The following is a 19,770-nucleotide window of genomic DNA, read 5'->3' as shown; positions in this document are numbered from 1 at the left end:
TCATTATGGATACATTAGATATAAGAACCGTTGATGTTACACAATATATCACACCTTTAAGAGAAGGAGGGTCTTTACCTGCCATTGTTAAAGCTAGTGATGATTTTTTATACGTGTTAAAATTTAGAGGTGCAGGTCAAGGAAAAAAAGCTTTAATTGCCGAATTTATTGGTGGCGAATTAGCACGCGCTATTGGCTTAAAAGTACCCGAATTGGTATTTATGAATTTAGATGATTCGTTTAGTAAAATGGAACCCGATGAAGAAATACAAGACTTACTTAAGTTTAGCGTCGGTTTAAACCTAGGACTACATTATTTAAGCGGTAGTATAACTTTTGATCCATTGGCGTCTGTTGCAGATGCTAAAACAGCTTCTAAAGTCGTTTTATTAGACAGTATCATTAGTAATATAGATAGAACTTCTAAAAACCCGAACATTCTAAATTGGAATAAGGAATTATGGGTAATAGATAATGGTGCTAGTTTTTATTTTCATCATAATTGGGACACGTGGAAAAACCATTTAACAAGAACGTTTCCATTAATAAAAGACCACGTCCTTTTAAGTCGTGCTACAGATTTGGAAAATGCTTCAAAAGAAATAATTAAAGCTTTAGACAAAACCACTATTAAAAACATTATCAATACTATTCCAGAAGATTGGTTGATAAGTGAGGGCGACACCTTAACACCATTAGAAATACGAGATGCGTATACAGATTATCTAGATGCCAAACTGGCTATGATAGACACACTAGTTAAAGAAGCTCAAGATGCAAGATAAAGTTACTTTTGAATACGCGATTATTAGGCTTGTCCCTAAAGTAGAACGTGAAGAGTTTTTTAATATCGGTGTTATTTTATACTCTAAACGCAAAAAATTTGTTGGTGTAAAATATAAAATCAGCGATGCTAAATTAAAAGCCTTTGCCTGCAACTTAGACTTAGAAGCTTTAAATAGCTATCTAAAATCATGGGAACTAATTTGCAAAGGAGATCCTTCTGCAGGGGTTATTGGTCAATTTGAAGTATCTGATAGATTCAGATGGCTAGCAGCCGCAAGAAGTACTATTATACAAAGTTCTAAAACACATGCTGGATTAACAGACGATCCGGAAAAAGAACTAGAATCTATTTTTAAATCTTATGTTTTGTGTGAAGAGACAGATGCTTTACTCTAAGAATACAATACTACAATGACGGAAGACAAGCCAAAAAAGAAAAGTAATATTATTGGAATAACAGTAGGTATTATCGTCTTTATCATTTCATTTTATGCTGTTAAACAACTTTTTAAAAAAGATATAGCTACTGAATTAAAAAATGTAGCTATAGAAATGAATAAACAAACACCTATAGCAATTGATCAGTATACAAGATTAGACAGTGCATCATCTAAAGGAAAAATCAATTTTATATACCATTACACACTTTTAGATATGACAAAATCTGAAGTCAACATAGACACAGCTAATAAGTACATAAGACCCAAAATCATCGAAAGCGTAAAAAATAGCCCTGAATTAAAAACCTATCGAGATAATAACATCACTTTAGATTACAAATATTACGATAAGAATGGTGCTTTTACTATGGAGATTTCTGTAACACCAGAGCTTTATAATAAATAAACCTCCCCTTTTTGAAAGCTATTTTCACTCTTATTTATTACTCATAACACCAGCCAAATAACTAGCATCTTTAGACACACCACCTAACGTTGCTGATCCACGAGTAAACATCCATGGTAAACCTATAAAGTATAAGCCATCAATATTACTAACGCCTCTATAGTTTTTAGGATAACTATTAGCGTCCAGTTCTAATCCTTGAATCCATTTAAAATTAGGACGGTATCCTGTTGCCCAAATCACATTTTTAATTGTCGATTTTTTTTCTTTTTCAAAAAAGATATCGTCATTTAATGCATCTTTTGTGCGTCCTACAGGTATGACATTTTCTCGAGACAAAATTTCTTTTACATCCGTACCAATAACAGGTTGTGTTGAAGAGTTAATTTTTTTACCAACCCAACTATATTTACTATAACTTAAAAAACCGACCACGGTAAACCACCACCATAGTGTTTTACCTAAAAAGTTTTGAGGTAATGATTTCACGCTAGTATCTCCAGAAAAATAAACAGTCCTAGAGCTGTCTTTAGAAATCTCGTTTAATATTTGATAACCAGAATCCCCACCTCCTACAACTAAAGCATCACCTTGTTGCAATTGCTTAACACCTTTATAGTAGTTACTATGCATTTGTAATGTACTATCGGATATTTTTGTGTGACAAGGCGGTGTATAAGGAATATGAAATGGGCCTGTAGCAACGATGACATTTTTAGCTTCAATCTCGCCATCTTTATGCTGTACATGAAAACCTTTTGCTGTTTTAGTAACAGCAGTCACCAATGTATTTAATTGCACAGGAATCTCAAATGCAGCAACGTAAGTCTTAAAATAATTAGCCACCTCAACCTTGGTTGGATAATGCCCTTTAGGGGCATCAAATTTTAAACCTGGTAAATGATTGTATTCTGTTGGTGTGAATAATTTTAAAGAATCCCAACGGTTTAACCAGGACGCACCAACTTCTGCCTCTCCATCTAAAACTATAAAATTGACGTTCATTTGTTTTAAATGATAAGCCATAGCTAATCCTGCTTGTGCACCTCCAATGACTACATAATCCAACATCTTATCCTTTATTTTAATTCTTTGCGAAAGTAAAAACAATATATGGGTTAAAGCATGAAACAGCACACCAACCTTAATAAAATTATAAATAATCATAATAAAATTAAACTCTTATATGCACAGATGTCTTTTAACAACATTTAACTAAAATTTCTTATTCCAATATATTTTTCCGAATTTTAAGCTAGTAAAATAACATTAATTAAAAAGTAAATAATGGATTGGATATACTCTTTAAATGACCCTTTATGGGAAACAGTCGCAGGTAGCCTTATACTATTTGTAGTAATTATTATATTAACTAGAATTATAGGCTTAAGATCGTTTGCTAAATTTACAGCTTATGACTTTGCTTTTACTATTGCTATAGGTAGCATAATTTCTTCAACTCTAACATCAAGCACATCCCTTATTCATGGGAGTGTCGCAATTTCTGGCTTACTATTTCTAACCTACATTTTTTCTACATTACAAAAAAAGTTTCCTAGTTTAAGTTCTATAATTTCTAACAAACCTTTATTATTAATGAAAGGTAAAACAATTTTACATGACAATTTAAAACATGCTAGAATTGAAAAACCGCAATTAATAGCAAAACTTAGAGAAGCTAATGTTTTAAATTTTAATCAAATTGAAGCAGTTGTTTTAGAATCTACAGGAGATATATCTGTATTACACAAGTCATCTGACGCAAGTGACACAAAGTTAAGCGATGTCATATTAGAAGACGTCAGAGAAAGACCTTAAAAAAATCAACATAAAAAAAGCCTCTCATAAAACGAGAGGCTTTTTAAATTAACACTTATAATTTTTACTGCACTGCTTGTAAAGCGTCAATATTACCATATCCAAAACTAGAGTTTTTGTTAGGATAAAACTCTGAAGATTGCTTTAATTTAGTTAACACTTGTGCTCTAGACCATGTTGGGTATTTAGACCACACTAAAGCTGCGATACCAGCTGTTGTTGCTGTTGCAACAGATGATCCTCCTGTATAACGTCTATCACCATCATAAAACCCTAATACTGGTGGTGCCTTACTTGTGTTATTATCACCTTCCATAATAATGGTAAAGTCAATTTTATCACCAGTATGACACACCTCACATCTATCATAGTTTGGTCCATCATCTACTCCTGTTACAGCAACTGTCTCACTCATAGTAGCCGGAAAAATAACACCATAACCATTTGTAAAACTAGTAGACGTTCCACCTGCTGCAAAAATTAATTTCTGTTTACTGTACGCATATTCTACAGCATCCTTAATATTACCGATTGACCATAAATATCCAATAGACATAGAGATAATCTTAACATCACTTCTATTTCCTAACTGAGTTAATGCATCAGATACTCCTTTACGCTCATGATAATCATTAAGCAATACATCTTCTGTAGCTCTATAAGCCACTAAGTTTGCATTATATGCTACACCAACCGGCATTCCGTTATCATTACGTGGTGCTGCTATTGTAGATGCCATTGCTGTACCATGTCCACATTTATCATGAATGCCATCATAATTATCTGACCACCACCAAGAAGAATCTATAAATGTTCCATATTTTTGAACAAAACGCCCCGTTGAATACCCGTCATTAATTCCTGACGAATTTAGTAATGATTGAGAAGCAGATACACCAGTATCTATTAATCCAATAGTCACACCCGCTCCAGTACTTTGACTCCAAGCTTGTGGAATATTATGCTCGTAAAAATGCCAAGACACTTGTGCATTACTTGGTGCAATCGTCGTATAATGTGCAGAATTTATAGTATTTGAATCTTTATCGCACCCAGAACTTGACCGCCCATTATTTACTGTTTCATATTGATTATAACCGTTTGGCTCTAAATATCTAACACCGTCAGACTGTAACAATTGTTTAATTGTTGAAAAGTTGGCAACTTCCATATCTATCACATTAATAATATCATGCTCAACGACTGGTTTATCACCTTTTTTATAATCTTCGCTATCTTCAACAAGTTGTATAAGGTTAGATAAGGTTGCTTTAAGACTTTCTGTTTTTACTTCAGCAAAACTTTCGCCTTCTGCTCCATACCCAATAGTTAAAATATTATTACCTCTAATTACAGCACTCCAAAGAGTGTGCGGTGTAACATCTTTCCAATCAAAAGTTCCGGTTTCTGTAAGACTTTGATTGATTATAGCATTAATTTCAGGGATAGTTAATGCTGGCTTTTGATCGTCGTTAATGACTGATTCTTCTTGCATTTCTAAAACTTCATCTTTTTGACAAGCATTAAAAATTGTAAAAGCTACCAATAACATTGATAGTTTTAATAATGGTCTTTTCATTTTTATATAGTTTAAGGTTGTTCGTTAAATATATAGCTTTTTCTTAAAAAAAAGTTAATAATTTTAATGATTTAACAATTTAAACATATTAATAACACCAAATTAATACTAATTTACAAAATTACAAATTGCGTTAGCGGTAGTAGTGGCATCCTTTTTTGATAAAATAGTTGGATTACCTAGTTGATATGACCTTAACTTAACTGTATATCATTTGTGTTCTCACAAAAATGTTCTGCAAAAAAGATATAACGGATGACGCGACCCTTGTGGTAACGCCCAAAAGATAAGTGGTATTTTTGTATTATAATTTACGACGAACAGATCCAGTAAACTCTTCTAGATCATCTTTAACTTTTTTAAGTTCTTCATTTACACCATCAGTGATGCTTGTATCCAAACCGTTACGTTCTGCAGATTTTGTGATTTCGGTTTTAATATCGTTAGTAGCATCTTTAAGCTGACGCATACCTTTACCTAAACCTCTTGCGATTTCGGGAACATTTTTAGCTCCAAAAACCATAACAACGATAAGTAGGATGAAAAAAATTTCTCCTCCGCTTATAAATAAAAATGTTGCTAATTGTATCATGGTACAAATATACTAAGTTGTTTTGATTGTATGAATAAAGTACCCTTTTTTTTAAGAGTCTTTTAGGTTGTTTTTTTGTATTTTTACATCAAGTGAAACACAAAGCTATGGCGTTTAAAAATATAGAGTCTAATCCAATTTTGGATCGTTTACCTAAGCATTTAAGGCAGTTTATTAAACCTCAGGATTATGAGGATTATTCTGCAATTGACCAAGCCGTTTGGCGTTATGCTATGCGTAAAAATGTCGATTATTTAAGTATGGTAGCACATAGCACCTATTTAGAAGGACTACAACAGACAGGGATTAGTGTTGATGCTATCCCAAATATGTATGGAATGAATCGTATTTTAAAAGCGATTGGTTGGGCTGCTGTTGCTGTTGATGGTTTTATACCGCCTAATGCATTTATGGAGTTTCAAGCTTATAATGTATTAGTTATTGCTAGTGATATTAGACAATTAGAACATATAGAATATACACCTGCGCCAGATATTATCCATGAAGGTGCTGGTCACGCTCCAATTATTGCTAATCCTGAATATGCTGAGTATTTAAGACGTTTTGGAGAAATTGGTTGTAAAGCGATTAGTTCTGCTAAGGATTATGAATTATACGAAGCTGTACGCCACTTGTCTATTATAAAAGAAGCTCCTAATACGCCACAAGATCAAATCGATTTAGCAGAAAAAACGGTTGAAGACTTACAAAATAATATGGGTGAACCAAGTGAGATGGCTTTAATTAGAAACTTACACTGGTGGACGGTTGAATATGGTTTGATTGGCAGCATTGAAAATCCTAAAATTTATGGTGCTGGTTTACTATCATCTATTGGAGAGAGCGCTTGGTGTATGACGGATAAGGTCAAAAAATTACCTTATACGATTGAGTCTACCTTTCAGAATTTTGACATTACAAAACCACAACCTCAATTATATGTGACTCCAGATTTTGCACACCTTAGTTTGGTATTAGAGTCTTTTGCTAATACTATGGCACTCCGTACTGGTGGACCTAGTGCTATTAAAAAATTAATACACAGTCAAGCTTTAGGTACTATTGAGCTTAGTACTGGTTTGCAGATTTCGGGTGTGTTTACTAATATGATAGAACACAATGGAAAAGTAAGCTATATACAGACCACTGGAAAAACTGCGTTAGCTAACAGAGATAAAGAATTGGTTGGACACAGTACTTTAGAACATGCGGATGGTTTTGGATCTCCTATCGGGAAATTAAAAGGTATTAATTTAGCTATTGAAGACATGTCGCCACGTGATTTACGTGCTTATGATATTTATGAAGGTGAAACGGTGACTTTAGAGTTTGAAAATGATATTATTGTTACCGGAGAGATTATTACGGGAACAAGAAACCTACAAGGTAAAATTATCTTGATTAGTTTTAAAAACTGTACCGTAACACATAAAGACACTATTTTATTTGAACCTGACTGGGGACAATATGACATGGCTGTTGGTAAAGAAGTGTTATCTGGGTATTCTGGCCCTGCAGATTTACATAGTTTTGATTTAATTACGCATAAAATAAGCAGCACAACAATACATATTGAACATTCTGCTGAAAAATTAGAATTGATTGACCTATACAAACAAGTCCGTGATTATCGAGAAGGAACTAACTGTACTATTTCTAGAACAAAAGTATTGGAACAGTTAATTAACCGCTTTCCGATGGATTGGTTATTACCTATCGAATTGTTTGAATTAGCAAAAAAAGGCAATGAAAATGAGCTGTGTCATACTATTCTTGAGCATTTAGAAACTATCAAACAAAACAGACCTGAAGTTGGGCATTTAATTGATGATGGTATTAAGATTGCAAGCCAAGAGATTGCAGTTTAAATTTAAACGACATAAAGGGTAAATTACTATTAACTTATAACTGTATTAAAATGACCACATTAAAATACAGATATAAGTTAGTTTTTTATTTGTTTACAAAAAAAACAATTACTTATAACTCTTCAACTTCTCCTTAGTAAAGTCACTAAGCACAAGTCGTCCACTAATTTCAGCACGTTCTAGAAGTGAAACACACCATTCGTTAGTGTCTTCCCAAAGCACTCTTTTAAGTTCTAATAAAGCTTCCGGGTTGTAAGAGGTTAATTTAAGTGCTAAAACAGTTACAGCGCCGTCCAATGCTTCAACCGTTTCAAACACATCCGCATATAAACCTTTTGTTTTTGCATACGCTGCATCATAAAAGGATTCTGCATTAATGGTCATTTGAGAAAAAGCGGTTTGCCCCATTTTTCTCGTCACTGCTGGTTCGATAACAAATGGGCCAATACCAATACTAATTTCGCTAAGCTTGATTGCTGCAAATTTAGTTGCTAAACAATAATCCGTTGCACTTGCTAGCCCCACTCCTCCTCCAACAGCTTTACCTTGTACACGACCAATTATTAACTTTGGACATTTACGCATGGCGTTAATCACATTTGCAAAACCGGAAAAAAATTGTTTCCCTTCTTGTAAATTCTTAATAGCTACTAGCTCGGAAAAACTTGCGCCAGCACAAAACGTGCGATCTCCTCCACTTTTTAAAACAATCACTTTTATACTATCATTTTGACCTGCTGCTTTTATAGCTAATTCTAATTCTTTTAAAATAGGACTAGGCATTGCATTATGTTCTGGCGTAAAAAATTCGATATAACCTATGTTATTTTCAATGGTTTGTTTAACGTATGCTTGAGACATTTGCTCTTAGTTTTAAGTTGAATTTACACAAATTTAAGGATTTTTAAGTTTCAAATTAGTAGCTTTGTAAGAAACAATTATACTATGGGAATTTTTAGTTTTCTTTTCGGAAATAAAGCCAATAAAATAAAAGATTTTACAGATAGAGGTGCTATAATTTTAGACGTACGCTCTAAGGCAGAATATGACTCGGGTGCAATTCCTGGCTCAAAACATATCCCATTACAACAAATTCAAGCTAAGGTCAATCAAATAATAAAATGGGATAAACCTGTTATTACTTGTTGCGCCAGTGGTATGCGATCAGGCAGTGCCGCAGCTATTTTACGCAGCAATGGCATTGAAGTTATGAATGGTGGTGGATGGCAAAGCCTAAGTAATAAACTATAGTTTATTTACTACGACTTATTTAAACACCTTAGAGTTTGAAATTTTCGAGTTTGTCCTGATTATCTATTTTACTATCGTTGTACTCCAATGTCCAACCTAAACTATTGGTTAAAATATAAAATTTAGACAACTCACTTACCAACCTGTTTTTAGCATTAATACGCAAATTAGAAGCTTCTATTTTCTTATTGATACGTGCTGTTACAATGTCTTGTATTTTATTATAATCATCATGATTAAAAGCATTGAGATACCCGCTTTCCACATCGTAATATTCTAATTGTGGATAGATTTTTAATTCTTCTTTTGGAATAGACTTAATTTTCAAAACTTTATTAATACTATCAATTTCAAATTCGATCTTACTTAAATCGTAAGCCACCGTTACTTCCGCATTAACAATAACCAAAGCCTGTTTGTCTGAGGTTAAATTAGCAAATAATGCTTTGGAGTTTTTATAACTATAGGCGTCACTAAAATACCCTTCAGTAACCACTAACTTACCAACGTTACTAATCTGCTTTTCTATTAAAGCAGAATGTTCTCTAATAATTGTTTTGTCTGCACTACCTGCCGTACATTTTTTTAAAATGAAAGACAAAGCAAACGCTATTACTATACCTATAATTATTTTTCGCATGAGATAAAAGTACTATTAGATTCTGAATTTATCTAAAAAAGTGAAGTTAAAATATTATTTAAAAAAACACCAATTTAAAAACGACATTAGCAGCTTATTGATTGGTGTTAGTTTGATATATTGATTAATAGCGCACTGAAATTAAGCACATTATGCGATATATTGTGTGTTTTTCGTTGAAGGGACTATTAATTAGTCATAAGTAATCACTACACGTTATTCACTAAAAAATCAAAACATTACACATTATTCAAATTTCATACTTGGAAACTGAGTACTTAATACCATTTGTTTTTCAATTAATTGCTGGACAAATTTAAGGTGTGCTGTAGAGTTTGGATTAAAGGGCTTATGCTGTAACCCTTTTTGAATCGTGTCCACATCAGTCATTATTTTTTCTGTAGAATCTGCCATCCAAACATCCTTAAAACGCTGCCAGATATAATCTACAGCCAATGGACTTGGATGTAATAAATCTTGATTATAAAAACGATAATCACGCAACTCATCCATCATAATTTCATAAGAGGGAAAATAATGCGATTGACTATCTAAGATATTATGTACAGCTGCAATCAAATGCGATTTGCTCTGTGTGTTTTGAATAAAACCATCTTTTACATGTCTAACAGGAGACACTGTAAAAATAAAACTCACCTTAGGGTTTACAGCTTTAACTTGCGCTATTATAGATTGAAGTACTGTCGTAATAGCATCAACACTTAATATTTCTTTTTGAAACTGCTGTTGCGGAATTTTATGACAATTAGCGACAATCTTATCTGTCTTCAAAAAACGATAGACCCAAGCAGTCCCCAAAGTTATTACAACATGCGAACTTTGTTTTAAATAATGACTCGTTTTTTGAGAAGCAGCATTTAACTGATGTAATAATAAGCTTTTAGTATGTTGACTTATTTTAGAATGCGCATCAAAGCAATGAAACTGTTCATTATTAATAAATACATCCTCCTCTGTATATTTCTTACCATTTAAGGCATTCGTGACTAAATTATGAATGGCTTTAGGATGAAACAAAATACCAAACGGATTAACATAGTGTTGAAACTTAAAGTACTCGAACTTATCCCCAATATTTTCAGCAAAGCAAGACCCTAAAAGGAATACTTTAGACTTATAATCTATAAGATTATCCGCTTGCTTTTTTAATGGTATTTTTGTTCTTAGATTCAATTAATTCACTTTTTATCAACCCCTTTTTTTTGTTATATCCTTCTCTTCTCTATCTCACGACTCAGCAACGAAAAATATTCTCTTAAAATCAAATACTTTGGTTCTCGACTTTAAGAGAAAATTACATCTACGCAATATAACTTTTAGCAGCCTCTAAAGCATCCTTAATACCCGCAGCATTTTTACCTCCAGCTGTTGCAAAAAATGGTTGCCCACCTCCACCTCCATGGATATACTTCCCTAATTCTCTAACAATAGTTCCTGCATTAAGCGCTTTAGTTTCGACTAAACTTTTAGACACATAACACGATAGGATAGCCTTCCCATCTAGCTCTGCACCAAACAGCAGGTATAAATTATCAAATTGGTTACCTAATTCAAAACACAAATCTTTAATTCCAGAAGGATCCAAATCTAATTGTTTAGCTAAAAAGTTAACACCGTTAACCGCTACTATTTCGTTTTTAAGTTCGCCTTTAATATTTTTTGCTTTGTCTTTTAATAATTGTTCAATTTGTTTTTTAAGACTTGAATTTTCGTCTTGTAAATTTTGAAGTGCTTTAATAGGCTCTTGTGCATTGTTAAGCATATCTTTCATTTCAAAAAACGATCTATTATTGTCATGATAATACGACTTAACGGCATCATTTGTAATCGCTTCTATACGACGTATTCCTGATGCTACAGCGCCTTCCGACACAATTTTAAAATGCCAAATATCTGCCGTATTATCGACATGAGTACCACCACATAATTCTATGGACTGACCAAATCTAACGGTACGTACAGCATCGCCATATTTTTCTCCAAATAATGCCATAGCACCTTCTTCTATAGCTTTTTCCATTGGCACATTACGTCCTTCTTGTAATGGCAACTTACTTTCTATTCTAGCATTTACAAAATTTTCAACATCGCGTAATTGCTCTGTTGTTAATTTAGAAAAATGTGAAAAATCAAATCTTAAATATTTTGAGTGTACCGCACTTCCTTTTTGCTCCACATGATCACCTAAAACTTCTCTTAACGCTTGATGTAATAAATGCGTAGCGGTATGGTTACACTCTGTTCTGTAACGTTGTTTTTCGTCGACTTTTGCAACAAAAACTTGATTAACATCACGCGGTAACTCTTTAGTTAAGTGAATAATTATATTATTCTCTTTTTTAGTATCTACAATATAAGAAACATCTCCGTTTGTCGCTTGGATATAACCTTTATCTCCAACTTGTCCACCACCTTCAGCATAAAAAGGTGTCAAATTAAATACCAATTGGTACATTTCACCATCCTTTTTAGAAACGACTTTACGGTATTTTGTAATTTTAACTTTAGCTTCTAACTGGTCATAACCAATAAATTCTTGTTCTTCATCCTCAATTAAATCAGTCCAATCATCAGACTTTAATTCTGATGCCTCACGACCTCTACCTTGTTGTTCTTTTAAACGCTTATTAAATTCGCCTTTATTATAAGAGAATCCTTTTTCACGTAAAATTAAATCGGTTAAATCTTCAGGAAAACCATAAGTATCCTTAAGTTCAAAAACCTTAGATCCAGACACTTGCTTATCTGTTGCATTATCTACGATGCGATCTAAAATGGCTAAACCTTGATCTAATGTTCTTAAAAAAGACGCTTCTTCTTCTTTTATAACATTTTCGATTAATTGTTTTTGTGCTTTTAATTCCGGGAATGCCTTACCCATTTTTTCAGTTAACACATTAACTAAACGGTATATAAACGGTTCTTTTTTATCTAAAAAGGTAAATCCGTAACGTACTGCACGACGCAAAATACGACGGATAACATAACCTGCTCCTGTATTACTAGGTAGTTGTCCATCGGCTATAGAAAAAGCTACCGCACGCACATGGTCGGATATAACACGAATAGCAATATCTATTTTTTCATCTTTATTATAATCTTTACCCGTAATGGTTTCAATTTCTCTTATAATTGGAGTAAACACATCCGTATCATAATTAGATTTAACATTCTGCATAACCATACACAAACGTTCAAATCCCATTCCCGTATCAATATGCTTATTTGGCAGCTCTTCTAAACTACCATTTGCTCTACGATTGTATTGCATAAAAACCAAGTTCCATATTTCTACGACTTGTGGATGGTCTTCATTGACTAACGTTTTACCATCGACTTTAGCTTTTTCCTCAGCAGAACGGATATCAACATGGATTTCGCTACAAGGCCCACAAGGTCCTTGCTCTCCCATTTCCCAAAAGTTATCTTTCTTATTCCCTTTTAAAATACGCTCTTCACTTATATATTGTTTCCAAAGATCGTAAGCTTCGGTATCCATTTTAAGATTATCATCATCATCACTACCCTCAAAAACAGTAACGTATAAAATATCCTTATCAATTTTATAGACCTCTGTCAATAATTCCCACGCCCAAGCAATAGCTTCTTCTTTAAAATAATCACCAAAAGACCAGTTTCCTAGCATTTCAAATAAAGTATGGTGGTAGGTATCATAACCAACCTCTTCCAGGTCATTGTGCTTACCTGATACTCGTAAACATTTTTGACTATCTGTTATACGATTATTTTTTGGTTGGCTGTTGCCTAAAAAGTATTCTTTAAAAGGTGCCATCCCTGCGTTTACAAACATTAATGTTGGATCATCCTTTAACACCATCGGTGCAGATGGCACAATGCTGTGCTTTTTATCTTCGAAAAACTTAAGAAAAGTTGCGCGTACGTCTTGAGAATTCATATGCCTATGTTAATCTTGTTTACTTAAACTTAAAGCTTAAAAAAACAATTTATATATTTGTTATTTCGTTTACTATTTTAATTAGCTGAAAAACTCAGCTTTAATAATTGCAAAAATAGAATATTTTAGATAATGAGTAAGGTAAAATATTATTATGATTCTGAAACACTCTCTTATAAAAAGATAGAGCGCAAAAAAAGACGCACATTTAAGTTTATATCTTTATTCTTAATTGCTGCCGCCTTATTTAGTTTTCTGTTTGTTTTTATAGGCGGACAATACTTTGAATCACCAAAAGAAAAAGCTCTAAAACGTGAGTTATCAAATTTAGAATTACAGTTTGATTTACTAAATAAAAAAATGGAGGAGGCAGAAATGGTCTTAGCAAATATCGAAGATCGCGATAATGCCATTTACCGTTTGTATTTTGAAGCTAACCCAATACCAGAGGAGCAACGTAAAGCTGGATTTGGAGGTGTTAACAGATATAAAAGACTAGAAGGTTATGATAATTCTCAATTGATTGTAAATAGTAACAAACGCATTGACATACTCCTTAAACGCATAGTTGTACAGTCAAAATCACTAGACGAAATTGCAATTTTAGCTGAAGAAAAAGAAAAATTATTATTAGCTATTCCAGCGATACAACCTGTAAGTAATGAAGACTTAACCAGAATGGCTTCGGGATATGGTATGCGATCTGACCCCTTTACTAAACTTAGAAAAATGCATTGGGGTATGGACTTTACAGCCCCTAGAGGAACTCCTATTTATGCCTCAGGAGATGGTGTTGTGGTGCGTGCTGACAACAATTCTGCAGGATACGGAAATCATATTAGAATAGATCATGGCTATGGGTACACTTCTCTTTATGCGCACATGTTTAAATTTGTCGCTCAAAAAAATCAAAAAGTAAAACGTGGGGATTTAATAGGTTTTGTAGGTAGTACTGGACGCTCTCAAGCACCACATGTTCATTATGAAATATTTAAAGATGGGCAACGTATTAATCCTATGAATTTTTACTACGGTAGTTTATCTCCTGAAGAATTTAACAAACTTCTGCGACATGCCTCGGTAGAAAACCAATCTTTAGATTAATGATTATTGATCTTCCAGAAAAACGCTACTATTCCATTGGTGAAGTGGCAAAAGCCTTTGATGTAAACACATCATTACTTCGGTTTTGGGAAAAAGAATTTGATGTCCTAAAACCAAAAAAAACAGTAACAGGAAATAGAAAATTCACCCCTGAAGACATAAAAAACTTACAACTAATTTATCATTTGGTAAAAGAGCGTGGCTTTACTTTAGACGGTGCAAAAACACATTTAAAAGAAGAAAAAAAGAAAACCCTTGATAACTTTGAAATTATAACTAAATTAGAAGGAGTCAAAGCACAATTAATAAAATTAAAAAATGAACTATAAACAACTACCTGAAGGCAACACTAAAAAATCATCTACCATGAAAAAATTACTTATACCTATCGTTATTATTGGACTTCTGGCCTTTATAGTATTCAAATGGGGCATTGGTATTAATAATGAAATCATAGAAAAAGAAGGTGTTGCAGTAGCACAATGGGCTAATGTAGAAAGTTCTTACCAAAGAAGAGCTGATTTAATCCCTAATCTTGTCGCTACTGTAAAAGGCTATGCAGATCATGAAAAGGAAACATTGGAAGCTGTAATTAAAGCCAGAGCAGAAGCTACAAAACCAACAATCAATGTTGATGCCAGTGCTATCTCTCCGGAAAACATTGCTCAATTTCAAAAAGCGCAACAAGGATTAAGTGGCGCTTTATCAAGATTATTAGTATCTGTAGAGCGTTATCCTGAATTAAAAGCTGACAGAGGCTTTTTAGAATTACAAAGCCAATTAGAAGGTACGGAAAACAGAATTAATGTGGAACGTAACAGATTTAACAGTTTAGCAGGAGCTTACAATATTTTTATTGCTAAATTCCCTACTAGCTACGTTGCAAACTACATTAATAAAGAAGCGCTTGGGTTATTTAAAGCATCACCAGGAAGTGAAAACGCTCCTAAAGTACAATTTTAATTTATGCAAGATAAAGTTGAATCGTTTTTAACCACTATTGAAGAACAGGCTATTGTTGATGCTATTTGTGTAGCAGAAGACCATACCTCTGGAGAAATCCGTGTACATATCGAAAAAACCTGTAATGCCGATTTAGAATCTCGCGCATTAGAGGTTTTTTCCTATTTAAAAATGGACAATACTAGGGATAGAAATGGTGTTTTGATCTATGTTGCAGTTGACGACCATAAATTTGGAATATATGGTGACGAGGGTATAAACAATCTTGTCCCTAAAACCTTTTGGGATGACACTAAAACAATCATTGAAAACCATTTTAAATCAGGCCATTTCAAACAAGGTTTAGTCGATGGTATTTTACATGCTGGACAGCAACTAAAAACACATTTCCCTATCAAAGACGATGACACTAATGAGTTAAGCAATACTATTTCTAAAGGATGATATTCAGAATACAGTCTTCAGTAGTCAGTAAGCAATCGTTAAAAAACAATGTATTAAAACTCGTTGTAATAGCTATTTTATTATCCTTTAGCACGAGCTTTGCGCAGTTCAAAATTCCGCCAAAACCAGATAAATCTAATGGTGGACAAACTAGTGTTTATGATTATGCTAAATTACTATCTTCAAGTCAAAAAAATGCTTTAGAGTCTAAACTAATAAAATACTCTGACACCACTTCTACGCAAATAGTTGTTGCTATTATACCATCTACTCAAGGTGAATACATTAATTACTTAGCGACTAATTGGGCTCAAGAATGGGGTATTGGTCAAGAAAAGGAAGACAACGGAATTTTTATTTTACTAGCCAGAAATGACAGAAAAATAAATATCAGTACTGGCTATGGTGTTGAACACCTATTAACAGATGCTATGTCGCGTCGCATTATAGAGCAAGACATTATCCCGTTTTTCAAACAAAACAACTACTACGGTGGCTTAAATCGTGGTGCGGATGCTATTTTTGAAGTTATGAATGGTGAGTATAAAGGCTCACGTCAAAATGATACTTCAGAAGAGTTCCCCATAGGTGTTATTTTCTTTTTGGGCATTATTTTTATTATCATTTTAATTTCTATATCTAAAAATCGAAGAGGCGGTAATGGCACAGATAACTTTGGAGGTGGACGAAATACATCACGAAGTATACTTGAAGCTATAATACTAAGTAATTCTGGTCGCGGAGGTTACAGAAGTGGCTCTGGAGGTTTTGGAGGAGGCGGTTTTGGCGGTTCTTCTGGAGGTGGTGGCTTTGGTGGAGGCTTCGGAGGCGGAGGCTTTGGTGGTGGTGGTGCTTCAGGTGGTTGGTAACTCACTCATCTTAAAAAGCACTTCTTAACTATTCATTTTTATTGAGAAATAAGCTTCATTATTTATGAAAATACATTTTATCATATACATTAAAATGACGCTATAATTAACTACTACATTATTCTAAACAAATAATAGACAACCTAGCTAAACAAAAAAAAGCAACTTTTCAGTTGCTTTTTTTGTTTCAGATTAACAGATATAATCTATTAGTATATCGCACTCGTAACCATAGCATTAATCCACGTAGTACATACTATTCCCTTTTGTCTCTCCTTTAGATCCTAAACTATTGAACTTCCAACTAAAATTAAGCATAAAATATTGACGTAATACCGTACTCTGGGTATCTTGTATATAATCTTGTGTTGCAGTACGCCTCGCGTTAGTATTTTGGTTTAGTAAATCATACACTTTTAAAGTCACTAATCCTTGATCTTTTAAAACAGAATAAGCAATACTAGCATTCCAAAACCAAGCATCTTTTTGAAAACCATCTGCTATGTTAGCGTTATAATTATAGGTAATATCATTCCGCCACTCTAGTCCCTTAGGCAAGAAAAAAGCTGAGTTTAAATCTAAATTATGAGACGTGAAATTTCTATCTTCAAAAGCATCAATATCATATTTGTTATTTGTTAACGTGATACGGTAGCGCGGTTTAAATTCAAACACATCATTATAAACATAATCAATTCCCACATTTGGATTAAACACTAAAACATTACTAGCATATTGCACCTCATTATTATAATTTATGTTTTTTGAAAAATTAGACCAACTACCAACTTTAAATCTTATCGTTTGCAATGAGTCTATTTTAAACTTTTTACTAAAGTCAATTCCAAAATACCCGTTATTATTACCATCGACATTGTCGTAAGTTGTAGTACGCTTTAAAGTCGCAGGATCAATAGTTGTTCTAGACACCACAGCATTTTGACTTTGTACTACGTTAGCATAGACATAAAAACCCGTACGCTCTTTCCAATTATAAGCATTAAAGCCCATATATAAACTGTGTTGATTTGTCGGCTCTAAGTTAGGATTACCTATAATTGTATTTAATGGATTAGATACATCTTCAAATGCTTGCAATTGACTTACAGAAGGTGGGGTATTTGACAATCTGTATCCCAAATAAAAAGATGCTTTTTTACTAAATCTGTAATTGAAATTAGAATTTAATTCGACTGTATTAAAATCTTTCTCAACATTAAATTCCGATCTCAAACCATCTTGATTTTTTAAAGTTCTCATCACGTAATCCGCACCAAATCTTGCCGACCATTTTTCTTTACGATAACTAAAACTTATTCCCGGAGAACTCCTAGTATCAATATACTCAAAATCTGTACTTAAACTTTCATTGAACAGATCATAAGCATTTGAAGTAGAATTAAAATCAAATGTACTTTCCTTGTTTTCATCTTTATTGAACTGATACTTATAATTAAAGTTGACAAAAAACTCCTTTGCTATAATTGGCAACCTATAACTTACATCTGTATTAAGCTTATCACTGTTATTATTCCCATCCGTTAATTGGTTTCTATTTATAGTTTCTGGTGTCGATCCAAATATTTCTGTATTTGAATTTATAAAATCATCACTTTCGCTATTGCTAAAACTATTATTGATACCAAACTTTAAAAATGCTCCTTTAGAACCAAACTTTTTGGTAGCACTCATAGCATTAGAAAAATTATTAACCTTAGTTTCAACAAAAGAACTTAATGTCGATTGATTAGTCAACACTCTATCTTCATCTAATGTTTCATCTTCACTCCTGTACTCTGTCGTACTCGTTGAATTAGAAAATGAGGGTTTAATATTAATAAAAAAGGTGGTATCAATTTTTATTTCAAAATCAGAATTGGCCGAATGGCTTTCTGTATCGTTATTAGAGCGTGAAGTTGAATTAGAAAAGTATCTAGAATCGGATAAAATGGTCTCACGTTGTGATGACGATTCATTTTCAGAATTACTATTCGAATAGAAATAATCTGCAGAGACTTCCGTTTTTTCTCCTATGGCATCTGCATAATTAACGCCTCCTAATTTAGATGTTGTAATTCCTTGACCACCTCCAAACTGTCTTCCATTAAGACTAAAGGAACCATTACTATTAAACGAACGTCCTCCCCCACTACCAAACATTTTCTGAATTTCACCAAAGCTAAAACCTGGAGAGTTAATATTATTACCACCCACCAAAACGCTTATGCGCTGATCATTGTCAAATCTATTAAACATCCCTGCAAATTCGTGTCGATCATCTGTACCAATACCAGCTGCTACACGTCCAAAAACACCTTTATTATTTTCTTCTTTAATAGTAAGGTTTATTGTTTTGTTTTCTTTGTCTCCTTCCTCTCCTGTAAAAGCCTCACTTTTAGTTTTGGTATCTACCACTTGAATTTTTTCAATAATCTCCTTGGTAAGATTTTTTATAGTAATAGAAGGATCATTACCAAAAAAAGGTTTTCCGTTAACCAAGATTTTATTAACGGCTTTCCCGTTAACTTTAATCTTACCTTCTTCGTCAATTTCTACTCCAGGTAATTGTTTTAATAGATCCTCTACCGTAGCATCCTTTTTAGTTTTAAAAGAATTAACATTAAACTCTAACGTGTCCTTTTTAATGGTTACGGGTGCTGAAGACTTGATTAACACCTCATCTAACGAGTTACTTATTTGAAGCTTTATAGCTCCTAAATCTATGGTACCTGTACGAATAGCAATTTTTTTCTTGTAAGACTTATAGCCAACATAAGACACTAATAAGTTTAAATGGTCCTCACCGGTAACATCTTCCATAGTAAATGCCCCATCCTTTTCTGTTATGGTATACGTAACCAAACTACTATCTTTAACACGCTCCAGATATACTGTAGCGGCCTCAAGCGGTGTTTGATCTAAGTCATCAAACACCTGACCTTTTATAACAAATTCTTTGGATTGACTAAATGAGGTGAATGCACACAAAAGTGTGCCAATAAAGATTAGGTAACGCATTGGTTTTGGTTGATTTTAAAAGCCTGATTAACAGTCTATAATTTTCAACGAAAAT

19 protein-coding genes are annotated in these 19,770 nt (G+C 33.3%); 11 read left to right on the top strand and 8 right to left on the bottom strand.

What is annotated here, in order from left to right; translation table 11 throughout:
* The first annotated feature begins 5 nt into the window (after window positions 1–5).
* Genes H0I26_RS06915 through H0I26_RS06905 form a run of 3 tightly spaced genes read left to right on the top strand, consistent with a single transcriptional unit; the run spans window position 6 to window position 1,632 of the window.
* A complete protein-coding gene (locus H0I26_RS06915) occupies window positions 6–785 on the top strand; it encodes a HipA family kinase (RefSeq protein ID WP_218701583.1) in 780 nt (259 codons plus the stop codon).
* Entirely contained in the window at window positions 775–1,182 is a 408-nt protein-coding gene (locus tag H0I26_RS06910) for a DUF3037 domain-containing protein (RefSeq protein ID WP_218701582.1), read from the top strand. The genes H0I26_RS06915 and H0I26_RS06910 overlap by 11 nt, the downstream gene beginning before the upstream one ends.
* A gap of 15 nt (window positions 1,183–1,197) precedes the next feature.
* Window positions 1,198–1,632, top strand: a complete 435-nt coding sequence (locus tag H0I26_RS06905) for a hypothetical protein (protein ID WP_218701581.1) — start codon at window positions 1,198–1,200, stop codon at window positions 1,630–1,632.
* 30 nt (window positions 1,633–1,662) lie between these two features.
* Here the strand turns inward: H0I26_RS06905 and H0I26_RS06900 are convergent, their stop codons facing one another.
* A complete protein-coding gene (locus H0I26_RS06900; RefSeq protein ID WP_218701580.1) occupies window positions 1,663–2,703 on the bottom strand; it encodes a flavin-containing monooxygenase in 1,041 nt (346 codons plus the stop codon).
* 216 nt (window positions 2,704–2,919) lie between these two features.
* Here H0I26_RS06900 and H0I26_RS06895 point away from each other — a divergent pair, with 216 nt between their 5' ends.
* Window positions 2,920–3,450 carry a DUF421 domain-containing protein gene (locus H0I26_RS06895; RefSeq protein WP_218701579.1) on the top strand — a complete coding sequence of 177 codons (531 nt, stop codon included), beginning with the start codon at window positions 2,920–2,922 and terminating at the stop codon, window positions 3,448–3,450.
* A 64-nt stretch (window positions 3,451–3,514) separates the two neighbouring features.
* Here H0I26_RS06895 and H0I26_RS06890 read toward each other — a convergent pair whose 3' ends face one another.
* Both H0I26_RS06890 and H0I26_RS06885 read right to left on the bottom strand, forming a co-directional pair.
* A complete protein-coding gene (locus H0I26_RS06890) occupies window positions 3,515–5,029 on the bottom strand; it encodes a S8 family peptidase (RefSeq protein ID WP_218701578.1) in 1,515 nt (504 codons plus the stop codon).
* Window positions 5,030–5,333: 304 nt separating this feature from the next.
* Window positions 5,334–5,621, bottom strand: a complete 288-nt coding sequence (locus tag H0I26_RS06885; protein ID WP_218701577.1) for a twin-arginine translocase TatA/TatE family subunit — start codon at window positions 5,619–5,621, stop codon at window positions 5,334–5,336.
* A 107-nt stretch (window positions 5,622–5,728) separates the two neighbouring features.
* Here H0I26_RS06885 and H0I26_RS06880 point away from each other — a divergent pair, with 107 nt between their 5' ends.
* Entirely contained in the window at window positions 5,729–7,489 is a 1,761-nt protein-coding gene (locus tag H0I26_RS06880; RefSeq protein WP_101017206.1) for an aromatic amino acid hydroxylase, read from the top strand.
* 108 nt (window positions 7,490–7,597) lie between these two features.
* Here H0I26_RS06880 and H0I26_RS06875 read toward each other — a convergent pair whose 3' ends face one another.
* Window positions 7,598–8,350 carry an enoyl-CoA hydratase/isomerase family protein gene (locus H0I26_RS06875; protein ID WP_218701576.1) on the bottom strand — a complete coding sequence of 251 codons (753 nt, stop codon included), beginning with the start codon at window positions 8,348–8,350 and terminating at the stop codon, window positions 7,598–7,600.
* A gap of 84 nt (window positions 8,351–8,434) precedes the next feature.
* Between H0I26_RS06875 and H0I26_RS06870 the strand changes: the two genes are divergently transcribed.
* A complete protein-coding gene (locus tag H0I26_RS06870) occupies window positions 8,435–8,740 on the top strand; it encodes a rhodanese-like domain-containing protein (protein ID WP_218701575.1) in 306 nt (101 codons plus the stop codon).
* Between the two features lie 28 nt (window positions 8,741–8,768).
* Here the strand turns inward: H0I26_RS06870 and H0I26_RS06865 are convergent, their stop codons facing one another.
* From H0I26_RS06865 to alaS, 3 genes are all read right to left on the bottom strand, one after another.
* The gene (locus tag H0I26_RS06865; protein ID WP_101017200.1) at window positions 8,769–9,380 is read right to left on the bottom strand and encodes a DUF4230 domain-containing protein; all 612 of its coding nucleotides are present in this window, start codon (window positions 9,378–9,380) and stop codon (window positions 8,769–8,771) included.
* 246 nt (window positions 9,381–9,626) lie between these two features.
* The gene (locus H0I26_RS06860) at window positions 9,627–10,574 is read right to left on the bottom strand and encodes a GSCFA domain-containing protein (protein ID WP_218701574.1); all 948 of its coding nucleotides are present in this window, start codon (window positions 10,572–10,574) and stop codon (window positions 9,627–9,629) included.
* A 127-nt stretch (window positions 10,575–10,701) separates the two neighbouring features.
* Window positions 10,702–13,317, bottom strand: coding sequence for an alanine--tRNA ligase (alaS, locus tag H0I26_RS06855; protein WP_218701573.1), 2,616 nt, complete (start codon window positions 13,315–13,317; stop codon window positions 10,702–10,704).
* 132 nt (window positions 13,318–13,449) lie between these two features.
* Here alaS and H0I26_RS06850 point away from each other — a divergent pair, with 132 nt between their 5' ends.
* From H0I26_RS06850 to H0I26_RS06830, 5 genes are read left to right on the top strand one after another with little or no spacing between them, the layout of a single operon-like run.
* Complete coding sequence (locus H0I26_RS06850) at window positions 13,450–14,421, top strand: M23 family metallopeptidase (RefSeq protein WP_218701572.1); 972 nt, start codon at window positions 13,450–13,452, stop codon at window positions 14,419–14,421.
* Window positions 14,421–14,750, top strand: a complete 330-nt coding sequence (locus H0I26_RS06845; protein WP_101017192.1) for a MerR family transcriptional regulator — start codon at window positions 14,421–14,423, stop codon at window positions 14,748–14,750. The genes H0I26_RS06850 and H0I26_RS06845 overlap by 1 nt, the downstream gene beginning before the upstream one ends.
* A complete protein-coding gene (locus H0I26_RS06840; protein ID WP_317618221.1) occupies window positions 14,740–15,384 on the top strand; it encodes a LemA family protein in 645 nt (214 codons plus the stop codon). The genes H0I26_RS06845 and H0I26_RS06840 overlap by 11 nt, the downstream gene beginning before the upstream one ends.
* A gap of 3 nt (window positions 15,385–15,387) precedes the next feature.
* Window positions 15,388–15,828 carry a TPM domain-containing protein gene (locus H0I26_RS06835; RefSeq protein WP_218701571.1) on the top strand — a complete coding sequence of 147 codons (441 nt, stop codon included), beginning with the start codon at window positions 15,388–15,390 and terminating at the stop codon, window positions 15,826–15,828.
* Window positions 15,825–16,697, top strand: coding sequence for a TPM domain-containing protein (locus H0I26_RS06830; RefSeq protein WP_218701570.1), 873 nt, complete (start codon window positions 15,825–15,827; stop codon window positions 16,695–16,697). The genes H0I26_RS06835 and H0I26_RS06830 overlap by 4 nt, the downstream gene beginning before the upstream one ends.
* A gap of 237 nt (window positions 16,698–16,934) precedes the next feature.
* Here H0I26_RS06830 and H0I26_RS06825 read toward each other — a convergent pair whose 3' ends face one another.
* A complete protein-coding gene (locus H0I26_RS06825; protein ID WP_218701569.1) occupies window positions 16,935–19,715 on the bottom strand; it encodes an outer membrane beta-barrel protein in 2,781 nt (926 codons plus the stop codon).
* Window positions 19,716–19,770 lie beyond the last annotated feature (55 nt).

This window comes from Olleya sp. HaHaR_3_96, assembly GCF_019278545.1.
Taxonomy (GTDB): Bacteria; Bacteroidota; Bacteroidia; order Flavobacteriales; family Flavobacteriaceae; genus Olleya.
Note: the sequence above shows the minus strand (reverse complement) of the source record. Positions and strands in the feature narration are given on the sequence as shown.

What these genes read in the sequence shown, in the direction of transcription:
- H0I26_RS06890 (WP_218701578.1), bottom strand. Translation starts at nt 5,029, where the DNA reads ATGAAAAGACCATTATTAAAACTATCAATGTTATTGGTAGCTTTTACA.
- H0I26_RS06835 (WP_218701571.1), top strand. Translation starts at nt 15,388, where the DNA reads ATGCAAGATAAAGTTGAATCGTTTTTAACCACTATTGAAGAACAGGCT.
- H0I26_RS06905 (WP_218701581.1), top strand. Translation starts at nt 1,198, where the DNA reads ATGACGGAAGACAAGCCAAAAAAGAAAAGTAATATTATTGGAATAACA.
- H0I26_RS06895 (WP_218701579.1), top strand. Translation starts at nt 2,920, where the DNA reads ATGGATTGGATATACTCTTTAAATGACCCTTTATGGGAAACAGTCGCA.
- H0I26_RS06910 (WP_218701582.1), top strand. Translation starts at nt 775, where the DNA reads ATGCAAGATAAAGTTACTTTTGAATACGCGATTATTAGGCTTGTCCCT.
- alaS (WP_218701573.1), bottom strand. Translation starts at nt 13,317, where the DNA reads ATGAATTCTCAAGACGTACGCGCAACTTTTCTTAAGTTTTTCGAAGAT.
- H0I26_RS06885 (WP_218701577.1), bottom strand. Translation starts at nt 5,621, where the DNA reads ATGATACAATTAGCAACATTTTTATTTATAAGCGGAGGAGAAATTTTT.
- H0I26_RS06840 (WP_317618221.1), top strand. Translation starts at nt 14,740, where the DNA reads ATGAACTATAAACAACTACCTGAAGGCAACACTAAAAAATCATCTACC.
- H0I26_RS06875 (WP_218701576.1), bottom strand. Translation starts at nt 8,350, where the DNA reads ATGTCTCAAGCATACGTTAAACAAACCATTGAAAATAACATAGGTTAT.
- H0I26_RS06850 (WP_218701572.1), top strand. Translation starts at nt 13,450, where the DNA reads ATGAGTAAGGTAAAATATTATTATGATTCTGAAACACTCTCTTATAAA.
- H0I26_RS06915 (WP_218701583.1), top strand. Translation starts at nt 6, where the DNA reads ATGGATACATTAGATATAAGAACCGTTGATGTTACACAATATATCACA.
- H0I26_RS06900 (WP_218701580.1), bottom strand. Translation starts at nt 2,703, where the DNA reads ATGTTGGATTATGTAGTCATTGGAGGTGCACAAGCAGGATTAGCTATG.
- H0I26_RS06830 (WP_218701570.1), top strand. Translation starts at nt 15,825, where the DNA reads ATGATATTCAGAATACAGTCTTCAGTAGTCAGTAAGCAATCGTTAAAA.
- H0I26_RS06845 (WP_101017192.1), top strand. Translation starts at nt 14,421, where the DNA reads ATGATTATTGATCTTCCAGAAAAACGCTACTATTCCATTGGTGAAGTG.
- H0I26_RS06880 (WP_101017206.1), top strand. Translation starts at nt 5,729, where the DNA reads ATGGCGTTTAAAAATATAGAGTCTAATCCAATTTTGGATCGTTTACCT.
- H0I26_RS06865 (WP_101017200.1), bottom strand. Translation starts at nt 9,380, where the DNA reads ATGCGAAAAATAATTATAGGTATAGTAATAGCGTTTGCTTTGTCTTTC.
- H0I26_RS06870 (WP_218701575.1), top strand. Translation starts at nt 8,435, where the DNA reads ATGGGAATTTTTAGTTTTCTTTTCGGAAATAAAGCCAATAAAATAAAA.
- H0I26_RS06825 (WP_218701569.1), bottom strand. Translation starts at nt 19,715, where the DNA reads ATGCGTTACCTAATCTTTATTGGCACACTTTTGTGTGCATTCACCTCA.